This window comes from Streptomyces lincolnensis (assembly GCF_021173675.1).
In the GTDB taxonomy this organism is placed as follows: Bacteria; Actinomycetota; Actinomycetes; order Streptomycetales; family Streptomycetaceae; genus Streptomyces; species Streptomyces lincolnensis_B.
Genome location: NZ_JAIHON010000003.1, coordinates 68,449 through 85,546 on the forward strand (window position 1 = coordinate 68,449; position 17,098 = coordinate 85,546).

General features: G+C 72.6%; 13 protein-coding genes. 7 read left to right on the forward strand and 6 right to left on the reverse strand.

The window, feature by feature from the left end; translation table 11 throughout:
* Positions 1 to 2: 2 nt before the first annotated feature.
* On the reverse strand, positions 3 to 554 hold the full coding sequence (locus K4B79_RS07510; protein ID WP_232025514.1) for a TetR/AcrR family transcriptional regulator: 552 nt from the start codon (positions 552 to 554) through the stop codon (positions 3 to 5).
* Between the two features lie 94 nt (positions 555 to 648).
* Between K4B79_RS07510 and K4B79_RS07515 the strand changes: the two genes are divergently transcribed.
* The 3 genes from K4B79_RS07515 (at position 649) to K4B79_RS07525 (ending at position 2,737) form a co-directional block, all read left to right on the forward strand.
* Entirely contained in the window at positions 649 to 1,107 is a 459-nt protein-coding gene (locus K4B79_RS07515; RefSeq protein WP_232025515.1) for a nuclear transport factor 2 family protein, read from the forward strand.
* A gap of 9 nt (positions 1,108 to 1,116) precedes the next feature.
* Positions 1,117 to 1,635: a flavoprotein gene (locus K4B79_RS07520; RefSeq protein WP_232025516.1), complete on the forward strand. Its 519-nt coding sequence runs from the start codon at positions 1,117 to 1,119 to the stop codon at positions 1,633 to 1,635.
* A 133-nt stretch (positions 1,636 to 1,768) separates the two neighbouring features.
* Entirely contained in the window at positions 1,769 to 2,737 is a 969-nt protein-coding gene (locus K4B79_RS07525; protein WP_232025517.1) for an aldo/keto reductase, read from the forward strand.
* 96 nt (positions 2,738 to 2,833) lie between these two features.
* Here K4B79_RS07525 and K4B79_RS07530 read toward each other — a convergent pair whose 3' ends face one another.
* Positions 2,834 to 3,625: a phytanoyl-CoA dioxygenase family protein gene (locus K4B79_RS07530; protein WP_232025518.1), complete on the reverse strand. Its 792-nt coding sequence runs from the start codon at positions 3,623 to 3,625 to the stop codon at positions 2,834 to 2,836.
* A gap of 73 nt (positions 3,626 to 3,698) precedes the next feature.
* Here K4B79_RS07530 and K4B79_RS07535 point away from each other — a divergent pair, with 73 nt between their 5' ends.
* Together K4B79_RS07535 and K4B79_RS07540 are read left to right on the forward strand one after the other, a co-directional pair.
* Complete coding sequence (locus tag K4B79_RS07535) at positions 3,699 to 4,625, forward strand: helix-turn-helix domain-containing protein (protein WP_232025519.1); 927 nt, start codon at positions 3,699 to 3,701, stop codon at positions 4,623 to 4,625.
* Between the two features lie 366 nt (positions 4,626 to 4,991).
* Complete coding sequence (locus K4B79_RS07540) at positions 4,992 to 7,010, forward strand: ricin-type beta-trefoil lectin domain protein (protein WP_232025520.1); 2,019 nt, start codon at positions 4,992 to 4,994, stop codon at positions 7,008 to 7,010.
* Between the two features lie 8 nt (positions 7,011 to 7,018).
* Here K4B79_RS07540 and K4B79_RS07545 read toward each other — a convergent pair whose 3' ends face one another.
* The 3 genes from K4B79_RS07545 to K4B79_RS07555 form a co-directional block, all read right to left on the reverse strand.
* On the reverse strand, positions 7,019 to 8,275 hold the full coding sequence (locus tag K4B79_RS07545; protein WP_374208447.1) for an arsenic transporter: 1,257 nt from the start codon (positions 8,273 to 8,275) through the stop codon (positions 7,019 to 7,021).
* Positions 8,276 to 8,464: 189 nt separating this feature from the next.
* Positions 8,465 to 9,169 (reverse strand): DUF4232 domain-containing protein, encoded by a 705-nt coding sequence (locus K4B79_RS07550; protein WP_232025522.1) that lies wholly within the window; start codon positions 9,167 to 9,169, stop codon positions 8,465 to 8,467.
* Between the two features lie 132 nt (positions 9,170 to 9,301).
* Positions 9,302 to 10,672: a serine/threonine-protein kinase gene (locus K4B79_RS07555; protein ID WP_232025523.1), complete on the reverse strand. Its 1,371-nt coding sequence runs from the start codon at positions 10,670 to 10,672 to the stop codon at positions 9,302 to 9,304.
* Between the two features lie 45 nt (positions 10,673 to 10,717).
* Between K4B79_RS07555 and K4B79_RS07560 the strand changes: the two genes are divergently transcribed.
* Positions 10,718 to 11,269 carry an RNA polymerase sigma factor gene (locus K4B79_RS07560; RefSeq protein ID WP_232025524.1) on the forward strand — a complete coding sequence of 184 codons (552 nt, stop codon included), beginning with the start codon at positions 10,718 to 10,720 and terminating at the stop codon, positions 11,267 to 11,269.
* Between the two features lie 43 nt (positions 11,270 to 11,312).
* On the opposite strand, the gene K4B79_RS07565 is transcribed toward K4B79_RS07560, so the two are convergent.
* Positions 11,313 to 13,691, reverse strand: a complete 2,379-nt coding sequence (locus K4B79_RS07565) for a SpoIIE family protein phosphatase (RefSeq protein WP_232025525.1) — start codon at positions 13,689 to 13,691, stop codon at positions 11,313 to 11,315.
* A 277-nt stretch (positions 13,692 to 13,968) separates the two neighbouring features.
* Between K4B79_RS07565 and K4B79_RS07570 the strand changes: the two genes are divergently transcribed.
* Complete coding sequence (locus K4B79_RS07570) at positions 13,969 to 17,070, forward strand: glycoside hydrolase family 2 TIM barrel-domain containing protein (RefSeq protein WP_232025526.1); 3,102 nt, start codon at positions 13,969 to 13,971, stop codon at positions 17,068 to 17,070.
* The last annotated feature ends 28 nt before the right edge of the window (positions 17,071 to 17,098 follow it).

Consider the following 17,098-nt stretch of genomic DNA (forward strand, 5'->3'; position numbering starts at 1 on the left):
CCTCAGCGGGCCGCCAGCAGTGACCGGGCCGCCTCGCGGGCCTGCGCGGCAGGCCGGGTGCTCCCGGTGATCCCCGCCGTGACCATGGCGCCCTCGGCCAGCAGGAACAGGGGCCCGGCAAGGGCGGCGGGGTGTCCGGCGGCGGTCACGAGGGAGGTCAGGTAGTCGGCGAACGCCCGCTTGTGGGCCCGCACTTGAGCCGCCACGCGTTCCGAGGTGGCGCCCAGTTCACCGTAGGAGTTGATCCAGGCGCAGCCGCGGAAACCCTCCTCGCCGAACCACCGCTCCAGCCAGTCGAAGACGGCGAGGACACGCGCCCCGGGATCCTGCTCGCGCTCCACATACGCGGCGAGCCGTCCGCGCCAGCGCCCGTCGCGCCGCTCCAGATAGGCCTCGACCAACTGCTCCTTGGCCGGGAAGAGCTGGTAGAGCCGCTTGAGGGAGACCCCGGACGCGCCTCGGACGTCGTCCATGCCGACGGCCTGGATGCCCCGCCCGTAGAACAGCTCCTCGGCGGCGTCCAACGCCCGCTCACGGGCCACCGCACTGTCCATGTCCGACCACTCCTTGACGCGAGAACCAGCGTTCTCCTACGGTAGCAGCCACTGCGGAGAACGCACGTTCTCTCTTACTGTCCCGGAGGATGCCATGTCCGACCGCCCGCCCCTGCCGCCCTTCACCCGCGAGACGGCGGCCCAGAAGGTCCAGGCCGCCGAGGACGCCTGGAACACCCGCGACCCGCACCGGGTGGCGCTCGCCTACTCCGAGGACTCGGTGTGGCGCAACCGCGACACCTTCGTCACCGGCCGCGCCGAGATCGTCGCGTTCCTCGCCGCCAAGTGGGCCCGCGAGCAGGACTACGCGCTGCGCAAGGACCTGTGGGCCTTCGACGGCAACCGCATCGCCGTCCGCTTCCAGTACGAGTGCCGGGACGCCGAGGGGCAGTGCTGGCGGTCGTACGGCAACGAGCTGTGGGAGTTCGACGAGCACGGGCTGATGACCCGGCGCGAGGCGAGCATCAACGACGTCCCGATCGAGGAGAAGGAGCGCCGCCTCGTCGGCCCGCGTCACGCCTCCGAGCGGGGGCTGTCCTTCCCGCTTCAGTAGGGTTCCGAGGTGACCGAACAGGACGAGACACCGCCCTTTCTGTACGTCGTCGTCTGCGCCGCCGGTGTCGCCGCGGGCGTCGGCGAGCTGATCACCGCCGCGCAGGAACGGGCATGGCGGGTCGGGGTCTTCGCGACGCCGACCGCCATGAACGGCTTCTTCGACACGGCCGCCGTCGAGGCGCGCACCGGCCTCCCGATCCGCTCCGCCTGGCGCCGCCCGGGCGACCCGCGGCCCTTCCCGGACCCGGACGCGGTCGTGGTCGCCCCGACCACCTTCAACACGATCAACAAGTGGGCGGCCGGTATCGCCGACACCCTCGCCCTGGGCACCCTGTGCGAGGTCTCCGCCCAGGGCGTCCCGATCGGCGTCCTGCCCTGTGTCTCCGACGCGCTCGCCGGCCACCCCGCCTACCGGGACAGTCTGATACGGCTGCGCGGGATGGGCGTGCGCTTCGCCGACCCCGGGCGGGACGGGGAGTTCGCGTGGGAACGGGCGCTGGACCTGGTCGGGCGGATCGGACGGTGACAGGGGCGGCCGAGCCGCCACGCCGGGACGCCGGGGGCGAGTTCCGCCTCGGACCGCGGACGGGTTGGGCATGGAGCGCACGCGAAGTCGTACGCTCCCCTTCGTACCCATCTCGAAGGCAGGAGCGGCAACGATGCAGTACGTGAAGCTCGGTTCGACGGGTCTGGACGTCTCGCGGGTCTGTCTGGGCTGTATGTCCTACGGCCTGCCCGACCGCGGCGTGCACGAGTGGACCCTCGACGAGGAGGCCTCGCGTCCACTGATCCGGCAGGCGCTGGAGGCCGGGATCAACTTCTTCGACACGGCGAACGTCTACTCGGACGGCACCAGCGAGGAGATCGTCGGCAAGGCCCTCGCGGACTACGCGAACCGCGACGAGATCGTGCTCGCCACCAAGGTGCACGGCCGGATGCGACCGGGGCAGAACGCCTCCGGACTCTCCCGCAAGGCGATCATGACGGAGATCGACCACAGCCTGAGCCGTCTGGGCACCGACTACGTCGACCTCTACCAGATTCACCGCTTCGATCCGCACACCCCGGTCGAGGAGACGATGGAGGCCCTGCACGACCTGGTCAAGGCGGGCAAGGTGCGCTACATCGGGGCGAGTTCGATGTACGCCTGGCAGTTCTCCAAGATGCAGTACACCGCCGAACGGCACGGCTGGACGAAGTTCGTCTCCATGCAGAACCACTACAACCTCCTCTACCGCGAGGAGGAGCGCGAGATGCTGCCGCTCTGCGCCGACCAGGGCGTGGGCGCCCTGCCCTGGAGCCCGCTGGCCCGCGGCCGCCTCACCCGCGACTGGGGCACGGTCACCGAACGCAGCGCCACCGACAACTTCGGCAGCCGCCTGTACCAGGAGGGCGACCGGGCCATCGTCGAGTCGGTCACCCGTATCGCGAACGACCGGGACGTGCCCCGCGCCCGCGTGGCGCTCGCGTGGCTGCTGGCCCAGGACACGGTGGCCGCCCCGATCGTGGGCGCGGGCAAGCCCCACCACATCGAGGACGCGGTGGCCGCGGTGGACCTGGAGCTGAGCGACAAGGAGATCGAGGAGCTGGAGGAGCCCTACACGGCCCGTCCGATCTCCGGTCACTGAGCCTAGGGCCTGTCCGGCGGATCATGTCGCGGTCGCGGGGGTCTGGCACGCCCATCAGCACCGTGACTCCATGCGACCTGATCCGCCGGACAGGCCCTAGTGGGGCCCGTGCGGTTCGAACTCGGTGCCGCACGGGCCGGCCCCCTCGCTCTCGGGCAGCCGGACCCGCTCCCCGCTCATCGCGATGGTCCGGTAGTACTCCCCGATGCGCTCGGTCGACGCCCCGACGTAGTGCCCGATGAACGACCGCCGGAAGCGGTCCGTGGTGCCGTTGGGCTGTGAACCGTGCACCAGACTGCCGTTGAAGAACAGCACGTCCCCCGGAGACATGTCGACCGGCACGGCCGCGAGCCCCGCGGGCGGCGGCACGTACTCCCGCGCGAAGGACACCTCCGAGTCCGCCTCCTCCGGACAGAACAGGTCCATCCGATGGGTGCCGGGCACGACCTCCAGGCCGCCGTTGTCCCGGTCGATCACATCGCAGGCGATCCACGCCGCCACACACGTGCCCGGCTCGACCCGAAGGTAGAAGTTGTCCTGGTGCAGCGCCTGCCCCCGGGCCCCGGGCGGCTTGAAGTAGAACATGCTCTGCGCGGCCAGCACCTCTTCCCCGAGCAGCCCTTCCAGGATCTCCCGCAGCCGCCGGTCCAGCAGGAACCGCCGGGCGAGATCGTCGATCTCGTGCGGCTGCATCACCCGGGGATGGCGGTGCAGCGGATCCTCCGACACACGCGGTGAGAAGTGTCCCGGCACCGGCCCCGCCGCGTGCAGCGCCGTGAACCGGGCGCACAGCGCGTCGATCTCGTCGGCCCCGAACAGTCCCCGGGCGACCATGAAGCCGTCCTCCTGGAACCGCTGGACCCCTGTGGTGATATCCGTGACTGTCATCCGCCCTCTTCCTGGTTCTCGACGCCGAGGTGTGCTCCACTCGTCACGCTAGGCCGCCGTGCCCCGCAGGAGGATGCCCGTGACCGCTGACGGATTGCCCGAGACTGCTGCCACCCCCGGCGACCCCGCACCGCCGCCGGGCCTGGTGGTGGTCGGCCGCTTCGACCAGCGGCCGGGCTACGGCGTCAACCGGCCCCGCGGATCGGACAGTTGGCTGTTCACCTGGACGACCGGCGGACGGGGCCGACTGCGTCAGGGCGGTACCGCGACCGGGGCGGGCGCCGGGGACCTGGTGGTCCTGGGGCCGGGTGTCCGGCACGGCTACGGCGTCGAACAGGGCGTCGCGCACTGGGAGTTCTGGTGGGTGCACTGCGGGGCCAGACCGTCCTGGCACCCCTGGCTCCAGCCGTACGGCACGGGGGACGGGATGTACGTCGTGCCCGGCGCGTCCGGGGAGCCGCACGGCCGGATCGAGGCGGCCTTCCGGCGGATGCTCGCCGACGCCCGCTGGACCGGGACCGGGGCGCCGCCCCCGACCCCGCCGGCCGACGACCGGGTCGCCGTGGCCCACTCCACCACCGCCAGGGAACTCGCCCTGTCGGCGCTGGAAGAGGTCGTCCTGCTCACGGCCGGCGCCGCCCACGCCCCGTCGTCGGAGCGGACCGACCTCGACCCCCGCGTGCTCAGGGCCCAGGAGCTGATCGCGGCCGACCCCGGAGCCCCGCACACCGTCCGTTCGCTCGCCGAGAGCGTCTCGCTCTCGCCGTCCCGGTTCGCCCACCTCTACACCCGGCAGCTCGGCCGGTCCCCGATGCGGGCGCTGCGCGAGGCACGGCTGCGGCACGCCGCCCGGCTGCTGGAGGGCACCGATCTGCCCGTGGAACGGATCGCGGCCGCCTCCGGTTTCGCCAGCCCCTTCCACTTCAACCGGGTCTTCCGCGAGCACCACGGGCTGCCTCCGGGGGCCTACCGGACACACTGCTCAATGGTTGGAACATGATCTCGCGGGACCGGCCGGATGCGCGGTGTAGTGGCCGTTCAATGGTTTGAGTGGCGGCGACCCCGAGCCAAGTGAATCCCATTTCCAAATCAAGCCACCGATGCGACCGTAAACACCTAAGATGCCGGGGCTTGACGGCGGATCAAATCCCGGCTGCGCGCACGCAATGCACAAAAGCGCGAGATCTCTTGTTAGGTATCGCTGACCTGTGCAAAGGTGTGCCGTGTCGGCGCACAGACCATACACATTCTTCGTCGCGCCCAAGTGACCACTCTCGTACGCCCCTCATGCTTCAAAAGAGCTGTCCAGGCGGACGTACCCATTGGTATGGACTTTATGCAGCAGGTCCTCGGGAGGAATACCGCCGTGAAAGACGCAGGGCTGTCGAATTCTCCGACTCCCGCTCGCCCGTCCGCCGTCACGGACGAGCAACTCAGTGCCGAGCTCAAGAAGTGGAGTGGAGCGACCCCCGCGCTGCAACCGGTGGGTGAACTCCTCGACCGGCACTGGGAAGCCGCCTTCGCCTACGCGCGGCTGTGCACCGACGGCGCTCGTCCCGCGGGAATGCTCACCACCGCGGCATTCACCAGGCTCTTCGGCGAAACACTGCGCCAGACCGGGCCGACCTCGGCCTGGCGGCCCCAACTCCTTGTCACGGTCCGCCGTATCGCCGCGGAGTGGGACGCCGACCGCAGACGCGACATGCTCCACCCGGAGCTGAGAACCGACAGCGGCGAGGGAGACCACGCCGTCGCCCGGCTGCTGCCGCCGGCCGACCGCCGGCTGCTGTCCGGCGCGTTCCAGCGCGTGCCGCAGTCGGCCCGCTGCCTGCTGTGGCACGTCGAGGTGGAGGGCGAGCCGCTGGCCGTCCCCGCCGCGCTGCTGGGCCTGGACGAGGAGGACGCCCGGGTCGAACTCGGGCGCGCCCGCGACCGGTTGCGCGAGGAGTGCCTCCAGGTCCACCGCGAACTCGCGCCCGAGCAGGAGTGCCGCCACTACCTCCGGCTGCTGGACGTGACCTACCGCCGCGGCGGTGTCGAGCTCGACAAGGACCTGCGCGCCCATCTGGAGGGGTGCCGGCACTGCCGGTACACCGCCGACCAGTTGCACCAGTTCAACCAGGGGCTCGGCGGCGCGCTGGCCGAGGCCGTCCTCGGCTGGGCCGCGCAGGCCTATCACGGGACCCGCGTGCACATGAACGGCGTACCGGAGGAGCCCGAGGCCCCGCCCGCCCCGGCCGCGCGGGAGATACCGGCCCCGCCGATCGCGGGCGAGTCGTTCTTCCCGCTGCCGGACGCCGCGCCCCCGCTGCCGGACGCCGTGCCCCCGCTGCCCGATGCCGCGCCCCCGCCGCCCGCGCGGACGCCCACCGTCGCCGCTTCCGAAGAAGCTCCGGCGGCCGGTCCGCGCGCCCGCGCTCGCGCCGCCTCGCGGCGTTCCACCCACAAGAAGGCGTCCCGGCGGACCTCCCGCCGCAACCTCGGCGCGGCCGTCCTGACCGTGAGCGGCCTGATCGTCCTGCCGCTGGTGCTGTGGTCCTCCCTCGGCCCCAACGACGGGACCGGCACGGCCGGCGACGCCACGCCCTCGGACGCGGCGGACACCGACACGGGCGCCTCGGCCTCCGATCCGTCCTGGGTCGGTGCCGGTGACGCGAAGCAGGGCACCCTGCGCGGCCGGCTGCACAACGTGGCCTCCGGGCTGTGCGTCGGCGTCGTCGGCACGAAGGCCGTCAAGGGCGCGGAGACCGAGCTCACCGAGTGCTCCTCGGTGGCCGGGCAGCAGTGGTCGTACGACACCGACGGGCTGCTGCGCAGCGCGGAGGACCCCGACCTCTGCCTGGACTCCCACCTCGGCTACTCGGTGCAGCTGGCCCCCTGCACGGGCGCGTCCACGGCGGGTGCCAAGAGCACCCGGTACGACTTCACCCTCCAGGGCATGCTGGTGCCCCGCTGGGACCAGGACCTGGCCCTCACGCCCGCGGCCACCGACGGGGCGGGCGCCCTGGTCGTCAAGACCCGCGACGACGCCGCCGAGCAGCGCTGGGTGATCGACACCTCCAAGCCCGACCCGCAGATGGAAGTGGTCAACTGGGGCGCGGAGGCCACGCCTTCGCCCACGCCCACGCCCACCCCCAAGGCGTCGAAGCCCCCCACACCGACGCCCGCACCGACCCCGTCCACCACCCCGTCGGCCCCCCGGACCACCCCGGCGCCGACCCCGTCGGCCACGGACCCGTCGAACGCGTACTGCTACTACAACCCCTCCTACTGCTCCGGGGGCGGCCAGTACGGCGGGTACCCGGGATACGGCGGTGGCTATGGCGGCGGCTACGGCGGTTATGGCGGGTACGGCGGCGGCTACGGAGGCTACGGCGGCCGCTGAGCGAGGGCTCAGCCCCCGACGAGCCGGAGCGACACCCACAGCGCGAGCACGGCGGCGAGGAGGGCGGCCGGCACGGTCAGCAGGCCGAGCCGGGTGAACTCGCCCAGGTCGACATCGTGCTCGTGCCGGTGCGCGATGCGCCGCCACAGCAGCGTGGCCAGCGACCCGGCGTAGGTGAGGTTCGGGCCGATGTTCACCCCGAGCAGCACCGCGAGCACGGCGCCGGGTCCGGCCGCCGAGGTCAGCGGCAGCAGGACCAGCACCGCGGGCAGGTTGTTGATCAGGTTCGCCAGGACGGCGGCCAGCACGGCGATGCCCAGCAGCGCGGCGAGCCCCGTCCCCGCGGGCAGCAGGTGCCGCAGCCCGTCGGCCAGGCCGTTGTCGACGACCGCCCGTACGACGACGCCGAGCGCCAGGACGAACGCCAGGAACGGCGGTGACGCGGCCCGCACCACCCCGAGCGGGGTGTCCTGCCGCCGGACCAGCGCCCGCCCGGCCAGCACGAGCGCCCCGGCCAGCGCGGCCCAGGCGGGCTCGACGCCGACGGCGGAGGTCACCACGAACCCGGCCAGTGTGCAGCCCACGGTGACCAGCGCGAACACCGGCAGCGCGGGTGCCTCGGCCGGCTCGGGGGAGGGCGCGACCTCCCTCAGCTCGCGGTGGAAGAAGCGCCGGAAGACCAGGTACTCGGCGGCGATCGCGACCAGCCAGGGCAGCGCCATCAGCGCCGCGAACCGCGTGAAGCTCAGCCCGCTGGCCGCGAACGCCAGCAGGTTGGTGAGGTTGGAGACCGGCAGCAGCAGCGAGGCCGTGTTCGACAGGTGCGCGCTGGCGTAGGCGTGCGGCTTGGCGGGGACGCCCATGCGGGTGGCGGTGACGAACACCACCGGCGTCAGCAGCACCACCGTGGCGTCCAGGCTGAGGACGGCCGTGATCGCCGACGCCAGCACGAACACCGCTGTCAGCAGCCGCCCGGGCGAGCCCGCCGCCCGCCGGGCCATCCAGGCCCCGCACGCGTGGAAGAGCCCCTCGACGTCGCAGAAGTGGGCCAGCACCAGCACGGCGGCCAGGAACCCGACCACCGGCCCGAGCCGCTCGACCTCCTGCCACGCGTGCTCCGGCGAGATGATCCCGGTCGCGATCGCCACCCCCGCCGCCGGGACGGCCAGCACGGCCTCCGGCCATCCGAAGGGCCGCAGGACCGCCCAGGCGAGTACGGCGACGAGCAGGAGGACGGAGAGGGTTTCGGCGAGCGGGGTGTTCAGGGCGGATCCTTCAAACGTGAACAAGTGTGCGCGTCCATGAAACCAGGTTTCGGTAAGAGGCCGGTCTGACCGGCTTGGACGGCTTGCCCCCGCCTGGGCGTCGCGTTCTCCGGGCGGTCGGCGTACGCGCCTCCTGCGCACCGGGGACGGTGGTGTCGGCGGTGGGCGCGCACGTCGTGCCGGGGCGGATCAGGCCCCGGTGCCGGGGCTGAATGTGATGAGCCGGACTGTGGACTCGTTGCCGGAGACCGGCACCCGGCCGCCCTTCCAGGTGACCTGCAGTGGTGCGCGCTCGTCCGGTGGGGTGACGAGCAGGGTCGCGGGGGTGGCGGCGCGGGCTCCGCTGACCTCGGGGTTGGCGAAGGTCAGGCCGGCCCAGGCGCTGGCGCCCGGGGCCAGGGTGACCGTTTCGGGCGGGTCGGGGGAGCGCACGGGGTCAGGACCCAGCTGCTTGCCGGACGCGTCGAGGAAGGCGGCGCCCGGATAGCCGCGCACGGTGCAGGTGCGGTCGGAGGTGTTGGTGAGGACGATTGGGAAGTTCTCCTGCCCTGCCCCCGGGTTGTTGCGGCCGACCGACGCGCGCAGCTCGGGGGTGTGGCAACGGGTGCCGGTCGCCGGTGCCGGGGCATCGGTCGTCCCGGGCGGCGAGGCGGTCGGCGTGGCCGTGGCGCCCGGCTCGGCGGTCGTCGTGGCGGGGCCCGGCGAGGGGTCGGCGGCGGGGGAGGAGGCCGGGGTGGTCGTGGGTCCGCCGGTCGCCGGGGCGGCCGTGCCGGGCACGGTCCGCGGAGCGCCCGCGTTCTCCGCACCGGTGCCGCAGGCGGTCACCGCAGCGAGCACCGCGACCGTGCTCGCGAGCAGCCCCGCCCGCCTCCTGCCTGGGGACGTCTTGACCATGTCAGTCCACACTCCCGGAACTCCCCACACGTGGGACGGACGCCTCACGCGTGTACGGCGCTCTGTGCCCCGTCACAGAGGTCCGATGCGGCCGGACCCGGAAAAGTTCGCGCAGCCCGGAGAAAAATCCTGTCAGTCTCCGACGCGTACGGCATCCAGGACGCGGTCGGCCACCGAGGCACCCCCGCTCTGCCGGATCTGCACATACACCTGGGGCCGCTTCCCGCCGTCCGCCGGGAGGAGCGCCGCCTCCGTGACCGATCCGTCGTCCCCCGGACAGCCGCTCCACCTGCGGATCCTGCCGTGCCACACGGCACCGGCGTAATCGCGGGCGCCGTCGTAGCGACAGCCCGGATGGACGACCCCGTTCACCGCGGCCGTGACGTCACCGCGCTCGCTCAGGCCCACGAACACGCCGTTCACCGCCGCGCCGAGGTCCTGCCAGGCCTCCACGTCGTCGGCGACGACCAGCCCCGGCTCGCGCCCGGCGGGCAGTCCGAGGAGCCGCGGATCCCAGCCCGAGGCGCGCAGCTGCCGCCCCCACGCGCCCGGCACCTCGGCCCTGATCCGCCCGGTGCCGTCCTCGACCCGCACCTCCGCGACCGGGGAGTGCCGGTCCACCAGCACGGATGTCACCCCGCCGGCCACCACCGCGACCACGACACACCCCAGCACCAGCACCCGCCCGCGGCGGCCGGAGCGCGGGCCGGACGCCTTGGCCGCCAGCCGCTCCAGCTCCTCGGCGAAGGCCCGCGCACTGGGCCACCGCCGCCCCCGCTCGGGCCGGAGCGCCCGCAGCAGGGCCCGCCGGACCTCGGGATCCAGACCGGGGCGCAGCCGGTCGGGCCGCACGATCCTCCCCGGCGGGCCCGGCACCGCACCGGTGACCAGGTGGTAGCCGACCGCGCCCAGGCTGTACACGTCGGCACGCTCGTCGATGCCCACGCCGGGTTCGGCCTGCTCCGGCGGCCGGTACCCCGCCGACCCCGCGGCCTGGGTGAGCCCGGAGGCCTGGGCGAGGCTCTTGGCCAGCCCCAGGTCGGCGACCAGCACCCGCGAGGCCCCGTCCGGGACCCCGGCCAGCAGCACGTTGGTCGGCTTGATGTCCCGGTGCACGATCCCCGCCTCGTGCAGCGCGGCCGCGCCCCGGGCCGCCGCCGCGGTCAGCCGCAGCGCTTCGGACACCGGCAGCGGGCCGTCGGCGAGCAGGTCGGCGAGGGTGCCGCCGTCGGCGTACTCCATCACGAAGTACGGTCTGCCGTCGGGCAGTTCACCGATGTCGTAGACCTGCACCACCCGGTCCGAACCGGCCCGGCGCAGCATCCGGGCCTCGGACAGGAACCGCTCCCGCACGTCCAGGCGCGCCGACCAGTTGTCCGCGAGGACCTTGACGGCCACCGGCGCTCGGAGCACGTCGTCGTGCGCCAGCCACACCGTGCCGAACGCGCCGCTGCCCAGGCGCCGTTCGAGGCGGTAACGCCCGATCCGCTCGACGGAGTGCATACGACTATCATGCCTGCCCTGCGATCGACTCCGAGGGGAGCGCCCGTGCCGGACACCGCTCCGACCGAGGACCTGGCACGGCGTGCGGCCGGCGGCGACCCGGCCGCGCTGGACGAGCTGCTCCACGCCATCCGCCCCGAAGTCGTCCGGCGCTGCGGACGGTTCCTGCCCTGCCGTGAGGACGCCGAGGAGGCGGCACAGGACGTACTCCTCCAAGTCGCCCGGAAGATCGGCACGTTCGAGGGGCGCAGCCGCTTCGGCACCTGGCTCCACACGGTCGTGGCCAACTGCGCCCGTCAGAAGTATCGCGAGCTCAGGCGGCGGGCCGCCGAACAGCCCGCGCCGATCGACGTCGAGCGGCACGCGGACCCCCGTACGACCAGTGTGATCGCCGGTTCCCGCCTCGACCTGCTGGACGCGCTGGACCGGCTGGAGCGTGAACACCCGCACCTGGTCGCGCCGTTGGTGTACCGGGACATCTGCCAGCTGGAGTACGCCGAGGCGGCCGAACGCGCCGGGATCCCGCTCGGCACCTTCAAGTCACGGCTGCACGAGGCCCGCAGACAGGTACGGCCCTGGCTGGCGGCGCCCTCCTGACCGAGACCGGGGTCCGGCTCCTGCGGACGGCGCCCGAGGGGATTCACACCTCGTCGGCGAGTGCGATCTCCGCCCAGATCGTCTTGCCCTCGCCGGTGTGCCGGCTGCCCCAGCGCTGGGTGAGCTGCGCGACCAGCAGCAGCCCGCGGCCGCCCTCGTCGAAGGTCTTGGCGCGGCGCAGGTGCGGAGCCGTGTGGTTGGTGTCGGACACCTCGCAGATCAGCGTGGTCTCGTCATGGATCAGCCGCAGCCGGATGGGGTGGGCGCCGTAGCGGATGGCGTTGGTGACCAGCTCGCTCACCACCAGCTCGGCGGTGAAGCTCACCCCGCTCAGCGACCACCTCTCCAGCTGGGCGACGACCTGCTTGCGGATCGGCCCCACGAGCGCGGGATCGGCCGGGATGTCCCAGGTGGCGACCTGCGAGGACGGCAGCCCCTTGGTGCGGGCCAGCAGCAGGGCCACGTCGTCCAGGGCACCGCCCGCCGGGAGCAGCTCGTGCAGGATCAGGTCGCACGTCTCCTCCAGCGAACCGGAGGAGCGGGACAGGGCCTCGCACAGCAGTGCCTGACTGGCGTCCACGTCCCGGTCCCGGGTCTCGATCAGACCGTCGGTGTACAGGGACAGCACGGTGCCCTCGGGCAGGGCGAACTCGACCGACTCGAACGGCAGCCCGCCCAGGCCCAGCGGCGGCCCGGGCGGCAGGTCGACCTCCTGGGGCGAGCCGCCCGGCGGGCTCATGACGGGCGCCGGATGTCCGGCCCGCGCCACGGTGCAGCGCCGCGAGACCGGGTCGTACACGGCGTACAGACAGGTGGCGCCGACCTCGCCGGGACTGCCCTCGCCGCCGGCCTCCGCGGACAGCCGGACGACCAGGTCGTCCAGGTGGGTGAGCAGTTCGTCGGGGGCGAGGTCGATGTCGGCGAGGGTGCGGACCGCGGTGCGCAGCCGGCCCATCGTCGCCGATGCCTGGATGCCGTGTCCGACGACGTCCCCGACCACCATCGCGACCCGCATCCCGGACAGCGGGATCACGTCGAACCAGTCGCCGCCCACCCCGGCGCGGGCCGCCGGCAGATAGCGCGAGGCGGCCTCCACGGCGGCCGTGCGCGGCAGTGACCGGGGCAGCAGGCTGCGCTGGAGGGCGAGGGCGGTCTCACGCTCGCGGGAGTAGCGGCGGGCGTTGTCGATGCAGACGGCCGCCCGGGCGGTGATCTCCTCCGCCAGCAGCACGTCGTCGGGGGTGAAGCCGTCCGGCCGCCGGAAGCGGGTGAGGACGGCGACGCCGAGGGTCTGGCCGCGGGCCTGTATCGGCACCGACATCGTGGAGTGGATGCCGTACTGCTTGATCCGCTCCAGCCGGACGTCGTCCCAGCTGAGCCAGTCCGAGAGATCGCCGGTGTCCGTCGAGGCGACGATGGTGTGGCCCACCACCAGGGAGTCGGCCTGCGGGGAGGAGGCGGGGTAGACGTCGACCTGACCGGGCTTGGCCACGGCTTCCGGGTTGCCCGGGTTGATCGACCGGTGGGCGGCCCGGCGCAGACTGAACGGGGCGGTCAGCCGCCCGCTGAGGTACTCGCCCCCGTCGGCCGGAGGGTCCAGCAGGTCGACGCTGACGAAGTCGGCCAGGGCGGGGACGCAGACGTCCGCCAGTTCCTGCGCCGTCCGGGTGACGTCGAGCGTGGTGCCGACGCGGACGCTGGCCTCGTTCACCAGTTGCAGCCGCTCCCGGGCGAGGTACTGCTCGGTGAAGTCATGGGCGGCGACGCACACGCCCCGCACCCGTCCCCGGTCGTCGGTGATCGGGGCGATCCGGGCGAGCCAGGCGTTCATGCGCTCGTCGCCCATCGGCAGATACGTGCGCACGTCGTGCCCCCGGCCGGTGGTGAGCACGTGGTGCAGATGCTGCTCGATGTCCGCGCTCTGCGGTCTGCCGCTCATCTCGGGGACCCTCAGGCCCCGCACCCGCTCCTCGGGCAGGCCGAGGATCTCGGCCATGGCGCCGTTCATCCGGCGCAGGCGCAGCCGCTCGTCGTAGATCGCGACGGCGCAGGGGGACTGGACGAGCCGGGCGTCGTCCAGGGGGTCGCCCGGCGGGGACGGGCCGTCGCCCTCCAGCGGGGTCACGACCAGCCAGCGCCCCGGTCTGTCGTCGGCGGGTTCCCTGCGGTGGGCCAGGAGCCACACCGCCACCGTCGAGCCGTCCCGGTGACGCAGGGTGAGCGTGCCGTCCCAGCGGGGTGGCCGCGGTGTCCGTGGCAGGTCCCCGTCGACCAGCAGATCCGCGGCGGAACGGCCCACCATCTCGGCGGCCGAGTAGCCCAGGAGGCGGCGCGCGCCGTCGTTCCACTCCAGGAGTGTGCCCGTGTCGTCGACGACCGCCCGCGCTGTCGCGGCGTCGTCGAACGGATACACGGGACTCATCGGCGCCACTCCATTGCGCACACTCACAGTGAACAGATGTTTTCACTCGGGCTCCAGCCTAGTGCGTCGCGCCTGCGCGTGGACGGGAACTGCTGTGCGGGCGGCGGTGCGGTCGGGTCGCGATCGGGGCGCGGTCAAGGGGGAAATCCGGCCGTTGTGACACCTGGGGTGGAAGCGGCTCACCGCACCCTTGACGGGCGCGTGCGACAGGCCGACAGAATCTGTTTGTTCACGATCAGTTGTGAGTACTTCTGGGCCCTGATGAGGGAGAGCCGCCATGACGGTCACTCGCAGATCGGTACTACTGGCCTCCGCGGCCGCACCGGCCGCCGGCGCACTGGCCGGGACCCCGGCGGCACAGGCCGCCGAGGCCCTGGCGGCGGGGGGAGCCGCCGGGCGCGGCACGATCCCGCTGCGCGACGGCTGGCGCTTCGCGCTGGTCGACCCGGGCGGGATCACCGACCCCACCGGCGAGTACGCCGACGCCGCCGCCCCCGGCCACGACGACTCCGGATGGCGCCAGGTCGCCGTCCCGCACGACTGGAGCATCGAACTCGCCCCGACCACCGAGCACGGCACCACCAGCGGCACCGGGTTCTTCCCCGGCGGCCTGGGCTGGTACCGCCTCGCCTTCACCCTGCCGCCCTCCTACGCGGGCAAGCGGATCTCGGTGGAGTTCGACGGCGTCTACATGGACTCGTACGTCCACTGCAACGGCACCGAGGTCGGCCGCCACCCCTACGGCTACACCGGCTTCGCCTTCGACCTCACCGACCTGCTGCACACCGACGGCACCACCGCGAACGTCCTGGCGGTCAAGGTGCAGAACCGGCTGCCCAGCAGCCGCTGGTACTCGGGCAGCGGCATCTACCGCGAGGCCCGCCTCGTCGTCACCGAACCGGTCCACGTGGCTCGCTGGGGCACGTATGTCACCACCCCCGACATCACCGCCGAGCGCGCCACGGTCAAGGTGGAGACCTCGGTGGTGAACGGGACGGGCGCGGCGGCACCGGTCGAGATCCGGTCACGGGTCAGGGACCCGCGCGGTCGCACGGTGGCCCGTACCGCCTCCACGGTCACGGTCGACGGACAGGCCACGGAAGGCCACGAACTCACCGTCCCCGACCCCCAGTTGTGGGACTTCGAGACACCGCGCCGCTACACGCTGGAGACCGAACTGCGCTTCGGCGGCAGGACCGTCGACACCTACCGCACCCCCTTCGGCTTCCGCACCTTTCGCTTCGACCCGGACGAGGGCTTCCACCTCAACGGCACCTATCACAAGATCAAGGGCGTCGACCTGCACCACGACCTGGGCGCGCTCGGCGCCGCCGTCGGCATCGACGCGATCCGCAGACAGATGACCATCATGAAGTCGATGGGCGTCAACGCCTTCCGCACCTCCCACAACCCGCCCGCGCCGGAGATGATCCAGGTCTGCGAGGAGATGGGCATCGTGATGCTGGTGGAGGCGTTCGACTGCTGGAGGACCCCCAAGAACCGGTACGACTACGGCCGGTTCTTCGACGAGTGGGCCGACAAGGACGTCACGGAGATGGTGGAGGCCGCCCGCAACTCGCCCGCCGTCCTCATGTGGTCGATCGGCAACGAGGTCCCCGACTTCTCCTCCACCGCCGGCCTCGCGATGGCGGACCGGCTGATCGCCGCGGTCAAGGCCTCCGACGACACCCGTCCGATCGTCATCGGCTCCGACCGGCACCGCAGCGTGCCCGCGCCGGGCACCCCGGGCGACCTGCTCCTCGCCAAGCTCGACGGCCTCGGCCTGAACTACAACACCGCCAAGTCGGTGGACGCCCTGCACGCCCGCTACCCGCACCTGTTCCTCTTCGAGTCCGAGTCCTCCTCCGAGACCTCCACCCGCGGCACCTACCAGGAGCCGGAGCACCTCAACACCGGCGAGAACCACACCCCCGGCAGGCGGGCGACCTCGTCGTACGACAACAACCTCGCCTCCTGGACCATGAGCGGCGAGTACGGCCACAAGAAGGACCGCGACCGGAAGTGGTTCGCCGGGGAGTTCCTGTGGTCCGGGATCGACTACATCGGGGAGCCCACGCCGTACAACGTCTTCCCGGTGAAGGCGTCCTTCTTCGGCGCCGTCGACACGGCCGGCTTCCCGAAGGACATGTACCACCTCTTCCGCAGCCAGTGGGTGAGCGAGCCCATGGTCCATCTGCTGCCGATGACCTGGAACCACCAGGAGGGCGACACGGTCGAGGTGTGGGCGTACGCCAACGTCGCCTCCGTGGAGCTGTTCCTGAACGGCAGGTCCCTCGGCACGCGGACGTTCGACACCAAGAAGACCCTCGACGGCCGCGCGTACCTGGAGACCACCGAGGCCACCGGCGACGACAAGACCTTCACCGACGGCCCCTACCCGGGCAGTTACACCAGCCCGAACGGCAGCGCGGGCAAGCTCCACCTCACCTGGAAAGTCCCCTACGAGCCGGGCGAGTTGAAGGCCGTGGCCCGCAGGAACGGCAGGGTGGTCGCCACCGACGTCCTGCGCACTGCCGGCGCACCCCACGCCGTACGCCTCACCCCCGACCGCACATCCCTGGCCGCCGACGGCCGTTCCCTGGTCTTCGTCACGGCCGACGTCGTCGACGCCCGGGGAGTCGTGGTGCCCGACGCCGAGCATCTGATCTCCTTCGCGGTGACGGGCGGCTCCCTCGCGGGGCTCGACAACGGCCGTGAGGAGAGCGCCGAGCGCTACCAGGCGAGCACCCGCACCGCCTTCCACGGCAAGGCGCTGGCGATCGTCCGTGCCGGGACGGAACCGGGCGCCGTGAAGGTGACCGCGCGGGTGTCGGGCCTGCGCCCGGGCACGGCGACCGTACGGGCCGCCCCCGCCCGCCCGGCCGTGACCACTCCGGCCGCCGTGCTCCGGCCCGATCACCCGGCGCCGCCGAACTATCCGTACGCGGACGCCAGTTACTCCGGCCGTCCCGACACGCTGCCGGCCGCCATGCTCGACGGCGACCCGGCCACCGGCTGGTCCAACGCCTTCGTCAAGGCCGCCACCGCGCTGCTGCCCGCCTTCAACGGAGCCCGGACCGAGGACTGGGTGTCGGTGGACTTCGGGCGGACGCGGACCTTCGACCGGGTGGAGGTCTCCTTCACCCTGAGCGCGACCCACAGCCTGCCCTCCTCGATCGAGGCCGAGGTGTGGGACGGCCGGGCCTACGTGGCGGTGACGGGGGCGGTCGTCGACTGGGCCACCGCCTCCGACGAACCGACGGTGGTCGCCTTCGACGCCGTGCGCGGCTCCCGGCTCCGGCTCACCCTGACCAGCGCCCACCCGGACCAGGCACGCGGCGCGATCCGCATCAGCAGGCTGGAGGTCCCGGCCGGCTGACCGCCGCCGCACGGTCCTCGAAACGGTT